The organism is Citricoccus sp. CH26A (genome assembly GCF_000224415.1).
Taxonomy (GTDB): Bacteria; Actinomycetota; Actinomycetes; order Actinomycetales; family Micrococcaceae; genus Citricoccus.
On sequence record NZ_AFXQ01000047.1, the window covers coordinates 1 to 5,784 of the forward strand.

The following is a 5,784-nucleotide window of genomic DNA, read 5'->3' on the forward strand; positions in this document are numbered from 1 at the left end:
TTTCCTGGTTTCTTGGTGAGTACTTGTGATGTGCCTGTTGTTTGAGAACTCAATAGTGTGCCAAGTTTGTTGATGCCAATTATTTGATTGGTTGAATGGCTGTCTGCCGCACCCCCGTGTGGTGGATGGTTTTTTGCCATGGATTGAGCGATGGCCGGCCGGGTTTTCCGCCGGGTGGGTCGTCGTGTCTTTTGTATTTTTTTACGGAGAGTTTGATCCTGGCTCAGGATGAACGCTGGCGGCGTGCTTAACACATGCAAGTCGAACGCTGAAGCCCCAGCTTGCTGGGGTGGATGAGTGGCGAACGGGTGAGTAACACGTGAGTAACCTTCCCTTGACTCTGGGATAAGCCTGGGAAACCGGGTCTAATACCGGATGCGACCCTCTACCGCATGGTGGGGGGTGGAAAGATTTATCGGTCTTGGATGGACTCGCGGCCTATCAGCTTGTTGGTGGGGTAATGGCCCACCAAGGCGACGACGGGTAGCCGGCCTGAGAGGGTGACCGGCCACACTGGGACTGAGACACGGCCCAGACTCCTACGGGAGGCAGCAGTGGGGAATATTGCACAATGGGCGCAAGCCTGATGCAGCGACGCCGCGTGAGGGATGACGGCCTTCGGGTTGTAAACCTCTTTCAGTAGGGAAGAAGCGAAAGTGACGGTACCTGCAGAAGAAGCGCCGGCTAACTACGTGCCAGCAGCCGCGGTAATACGTAGGGCGCGAGCGTTATCCGGAATTATTGGGCGTAAAGAGCTCGTAGGCGGTTTGTCGCGTCTGCCGTGAAAGTCCGGGGCTTAACCCCGGATCTGCGGTGGGTACGGGCAGACTGGAGTGCAGTAGGGGAGACTGGAATTCCTGGTGTAGCGGTGAAATGCGCAGATATCAGGAGGAACACCGATGGCGAAGGCAGGTCTCTGGGCTGTTACTGACGCTGAGGAGCGAAAGCATGGGGAGCGAACAGGATTAGATACCCTGGTAGTCCATGCCGTAAACGTTGGGCACTAGGTGTGGGGGCCATTCCACGGTTTCCGCGCCGCAGCTAACGCATTAAGTGCCCCGCCTGGGGAGTACGGCCGCAAGGCTAAAACTCAAAGGAATTGACGGGGGCCCGCACAAGCGGCGGAGCATGCGGATTAATTCGATGCAACGCGAAGAACCTTACCAAGGCTTGACATGTTCTCGACCGCCACAGAGATGTGGTTTCCCCTTTGGGGCGGGTTCACAGGTGGTGCATGGTTGTCGTCAGCTCGTGTCGTGAGATGTTGGGTTAAGTCCCGCAACGAGCGCAACCCTCGTTCCATGTTGCCAGCGGGTTATGCCGGGGACTCATGGGAGACTGCCGGGGTCAACTCGGAGGAAGGTGGGGACGACGTCAAATCATCATGCCCCTTATGTCTTGGGCTTCACGCATGCTACAATGGCCGGTACAATGGGTTGCGATACTGTGAGGTGGAGCTAATCCCAAAAAGCCGGTCTCAGTTCGGATTGGGGTCTGCAACTCGACCCCATGAAGTCGGAGTCGCTAGTAATCGCAGATCAGCAACGCTGCGGTGAATACGTTCCCGGGCCTTGTACACACCGCCCGTCAAGTCACGAAAGTCGGTAACACCCGAAGCCGGTGGCCCAACCCTTGTGGGGGGAGCCGTCGAAGGTGGGACTGGCGATTGGGACTAAGTCGTAACAAGGTAGCCGTACCGGAAGGTGCGGCTGGATCACCTCCTTTCTAAGGAGCACATGGCCATCACCGCCTGGACTTCTGGTCCGGGTACCGGGGTGGTCCATTGGTTGCCCGTGTCGGTCCCGCGTGTGGACCGGCGGGTTGCTCAAGGGTGGAACATCAACGAATCGTGCCCCGTGGTCGTACCGGCCGGTGGGTTCTCGTAGTACCGCGTCTGGAATGGGCGCCGCGGCCGTGGGCCGGGGTGTCGCGCCGGCGAGGGGAAGGGGAGCGTCACCGGGTCCGGATGGGCGTGGGGGTGTTGGCACACTGTTGGGTCCTGGGACAACAGGACCGGCCGTTCCCGGTCTGTCGGTGGAGTGATCCGCCGGTGGGTTCGGGGGTGGTTGTTCCGGGTCGGGGCTCCTCCGTGGTGGGGGGCCCTGGGTCCTGGTTCCGGCCGCGTTGAAGCGTCCTGCCGTTAGGGTGGGGTGTGGAGTGCGCGGTGCGGGTTGTTGTTTGGGAACTGCATAGTGGACGCGAGCATCTTATTTTTATTGCCGCCATCATCACGCCCCCTGGTGTGGTGTGGTGGCGCCGAGAATGTAGTCATCTTTGATGCCCGCACTGATCGTCCTGTCCTCCTCGTTGGGGGCGGGGCGTTGGTGTGGGTTTTTTGCTCATTGAGGGCTTGGCCGTTGTGTGGCTAAGTTTTTCAGGGCGCATGGTGGATGCCTTGGCAACAGGAGCCGATGAAGGACGTGGGAATCTGCGATAAGCCTGGGGGAGTCGATAACCGGACGTTGAGCCCAGGATTTCCGAATGGGGAAACCCCGCACGCCGATGAGCGTGTGACCGCCGGTTGAACACATAGGCCGGTCGGGGGGAACGCAGGGAAGTGAAACATCTCAGTACCTGCAGGAAGAGAAAACAACATGTGATTCCGTCAGTAGTGGCGAGCGAACGCGGATGGGGCTAAACCGTGCACGTGTGATACCCGGCAGGGGTTGCGTGTTCGGGGTTGTGGGCCCTTGCGTGGTGGTTCTGCCGAACCACCGTGGTGAGGTGCGGGCGTATAGGCGAACAGGTTTGGATGCCTGACCGTAGAGGGTGAGAGTCCCGTAGCTGGAATGCGTTCCGCCGCTTAGTGAGTGTGCCCGAGTAGCACGGGGCCCGAGAAATCCCGTGTGAATCCGCCAGGACCACCTGGCAAGCCTGAATACTACCTGTTGACCGATAGCGGATAAGTACCGTGAGGGAATGGTGAAAAGCACCCCGGGAGGGGAGTGAAATAGTACCTGAAACCATGTGCCTACAATCCGTCGGAGCCTTTCGGGGTGACGGCGTGCCTTTTGAAGAATGAGCCTGCGAGTCAGTGGTACGTGGCGAGGTTAACCCGTGTGGGGAAGCCGTAGCGAAAGCGAGTCTGAATAGGGCGAACATAGTCGCGTGTCCTGGACCCGAAGCGGAGTGATCTACCCATGGCCAGGTTGAAGCGCGTGTAAGAACGCGTGGAGGACCGAACCCACTTCAGTTGAAAATGGAGGGGATGAGCTGTGGGTAGGGGTGAAAGGCCAATCAAACTCCGTGATAGCTGGTTCTCCCCGAAATGCATTTAGGTGCAGCGTCACGTGTTTCTTCCCGGAGGTAGAGCTACTGGATGGCTGATGGGCCCTACAAGGTTACTGACGTCAGCCAAACTCCGAATGCCGGGAAGTGAGAGCGTGGCAGTGAGACCGTGGGGGATAAGCTTCATGGTCGAGAGGGAAACAGCCCAGACCACCGGTTAAGGCCCCTAAGCGTGTGCTAAGTGGGAAAGGATGTGGAGTTGCTGTGACAACCAGGAGGTTGGCTTAGAAGCAGCCACCCTTGAAAGAGTGCGTAATAGCTCACTGGTCAAGTGATTCCGCGCCGACAATGTAGCGGGGCTCAAGCACACCGCCGAAACCGTGGCATTCAGCGTTTGCTGGATGGGTAGGGGAGCGTCGTGCACGAGGTGAAGCCGGGGCGGAAGCGTCGGTGGATTGTGCACGAGTGAGAATGCAGGCATGAGTAGCGAAAGACGGGTGAGAAACCCGTCCGCCGGATGACCAAGGGTTCCAGGGTCAAGCTAATCTGCCCTGGGTAAGTCGGGACCTAAGGCGAGGCCGACAGGCGTAGTCGATGGACAACGGGTTGATATTCCCGTACCGGCGAAGAACCGCCAATGCCAAGCCGGTGATACTAACCGCCCGAGCCTGCCTGGATCCCCTTCGGGGGACGTGGCAGGGGAGCGCGGGACCTGAACCGGTAAGGCAAGCGCATTAACAGGTGTGACGCAGGAAGGTAGCCGGGCCGGGCAATGGAATTGACCTGGTCCAAGGGTGTAGGGTGTCCGGTTGGCAAATCCGCCGGACGTGAGCCTGAGACCCGATAGGCCCCCACCACGTGGGGGATCCGGTGATCCTATGCTGCCAAGAAAAGCATCGGCGCGAGGTTCTAGCCGCCCGTACCCCAAACCGACACAGGTGGTCAGGTAGAGAATACTAAGGCGATCGAGAGAATCATGGTTAAGGAACTCGGCAAAATGCCCCCGTAACTTCGGGAGAAGGGGGGCCCCAACCGTGACACCCACTTGCTGGGTGCAGCGGATCGGGGCCGCAGAGACCAGGGGGAAGCGACTGTTTATCAAAAACACAGGTCCGTGCGAAGTCGCAAGACGAGGTATACGGACTGACTCCTGCCCGGTGCTGGAAGGTTAAGAGGACCTGTTAGCCGCAAGGCGAAGCGGAGAATTTAAGCCCCAGTAAACGGCGGTGGTAACTATAACCATCCTAAGGTAGCGAAATTCCTTGTCGGGTAAGTTCCGACCTGCACGAATGGAGTAACGACTTCCCCGCTGTCTCAACCATGAACTCGGCGAAATTGCACTACGAGTAAAGATGCTCGTTACGCGCAGAAGGACGGAAAGACCCCGAGACCTTTACTATAGTTTGGTATTGGTGTTCGGTGTGGCTTGTGTAGGATAGGTGGGAGACGTTGAAGCATGGACGCCAGTTCGTGTGGAGTCATCGTTGAAATACCACTCTGGTCACTCTGGACATCTAACTTCGGCCCGTGATCCGGGTCAGGGACAGTGCCTGATGGGTAGTTTAACTGGGGCGGTTGCCTCCCAAAATGTAACGGAGGCGCCCAAAGGTCCCCTCAGCCTGGTTGGCAATCAGGTGTCGAGTGCAAGTGCACAAGGGGGCTTGACTGTGAGAGCGACAGCTCGAGCAGGGACGAAAGTCGGGACTAGTGATCCGGCGGCACCTCGTGGAAGGGCCGTCGCTCAACGGATAAAAGGTACCTCGGGGATAACAGGCTGATCTTGCCCAAGAGTCCATATCGACGGCATGGTTTGGCACCTCGATGTCGGCTCGTCGCATCCTGGGGCTGGAGTAGGTCCCAAGGGTTGGGCTGTTCGCCCATTAAAGCGGTACGCGAGCTGGGTTCAGAACGTCGTGAGACAGTTCGGTCCCTATCCTCTGCGCGCGCAGGAAATTTGAGAAGGTCTGTCCTTAGTACGAGAGGACCGGGACGGACGAACCTCTGGTATGTCAGTTGTACCGCCAGGTGCACCGCTGATTGGCTACGTTCGGGACGGATAACCGCTGAAAGCATCTAAGCGGGAAGCCAGCTTCGAGATGAGATTTCCACAGGGCTTGTCCCTGGGAGGCCCCCAGCAGACCACTGGGTTGATAGGCCGGACGTGGAAGCAAGGACTAACGACTTGTGAAGCCGACCGGTACTAATAGGCCGACAACTTACACATACAACACCACCCCACCCCCCGCCGCTTCAGGCACCAGGGGACGGGGTTGGCCAGGTGCGCAGCGTCCACTATGCGGTTGCGGAACAACAACCCACCCCGCACCCCCTGAGCCCTCACCGGCACACGGGGCACGCGGGGCGGGACACCGCACCACACACATAACTGAACAGTGCAACCACAAGTTGTACCCCTCAAGACCACCCCCGACACAGCGGCCCCCCAGGGAGGCCCGGACAGGGCGGTAACAGGGTTACGGCGGTCATAGCGTGGGGGAAACGCCCGGTCCCATTCCGAACCCGGAAGCTAAGGCCCACAGCGCCGATGGTACTGCA

The 5,784-nt window shown here is 58.9% G+C and carries 3 rRNA genes; all 3 read left to right on the forward strand.

Annotated features, from left to right (window positions below):
- Window positions 1–200 precede the first annotated feature (200 nt).
- Window positions 201–1,725: ribosomal RNA gene (locus CITRI_RS0115470) — 16S ribosomal RNA — on the forward strand.
- A gap of 638 nt (window positions 1,726–2,363) precedes the next feature.
- Window positions 2,364–5,452, forward strand: a 23S ribosomal RNA gene (locus CITRI_RS0115475).
- A 251-nt stretch (window positions 5,453–5,703) separates the two neighbouring features.
- Window positions 5,704–5,784 (forward strand): 5S ribosomal RNA (gene rrf, locus CITRI_RS0115480); the annotation flags it as partial.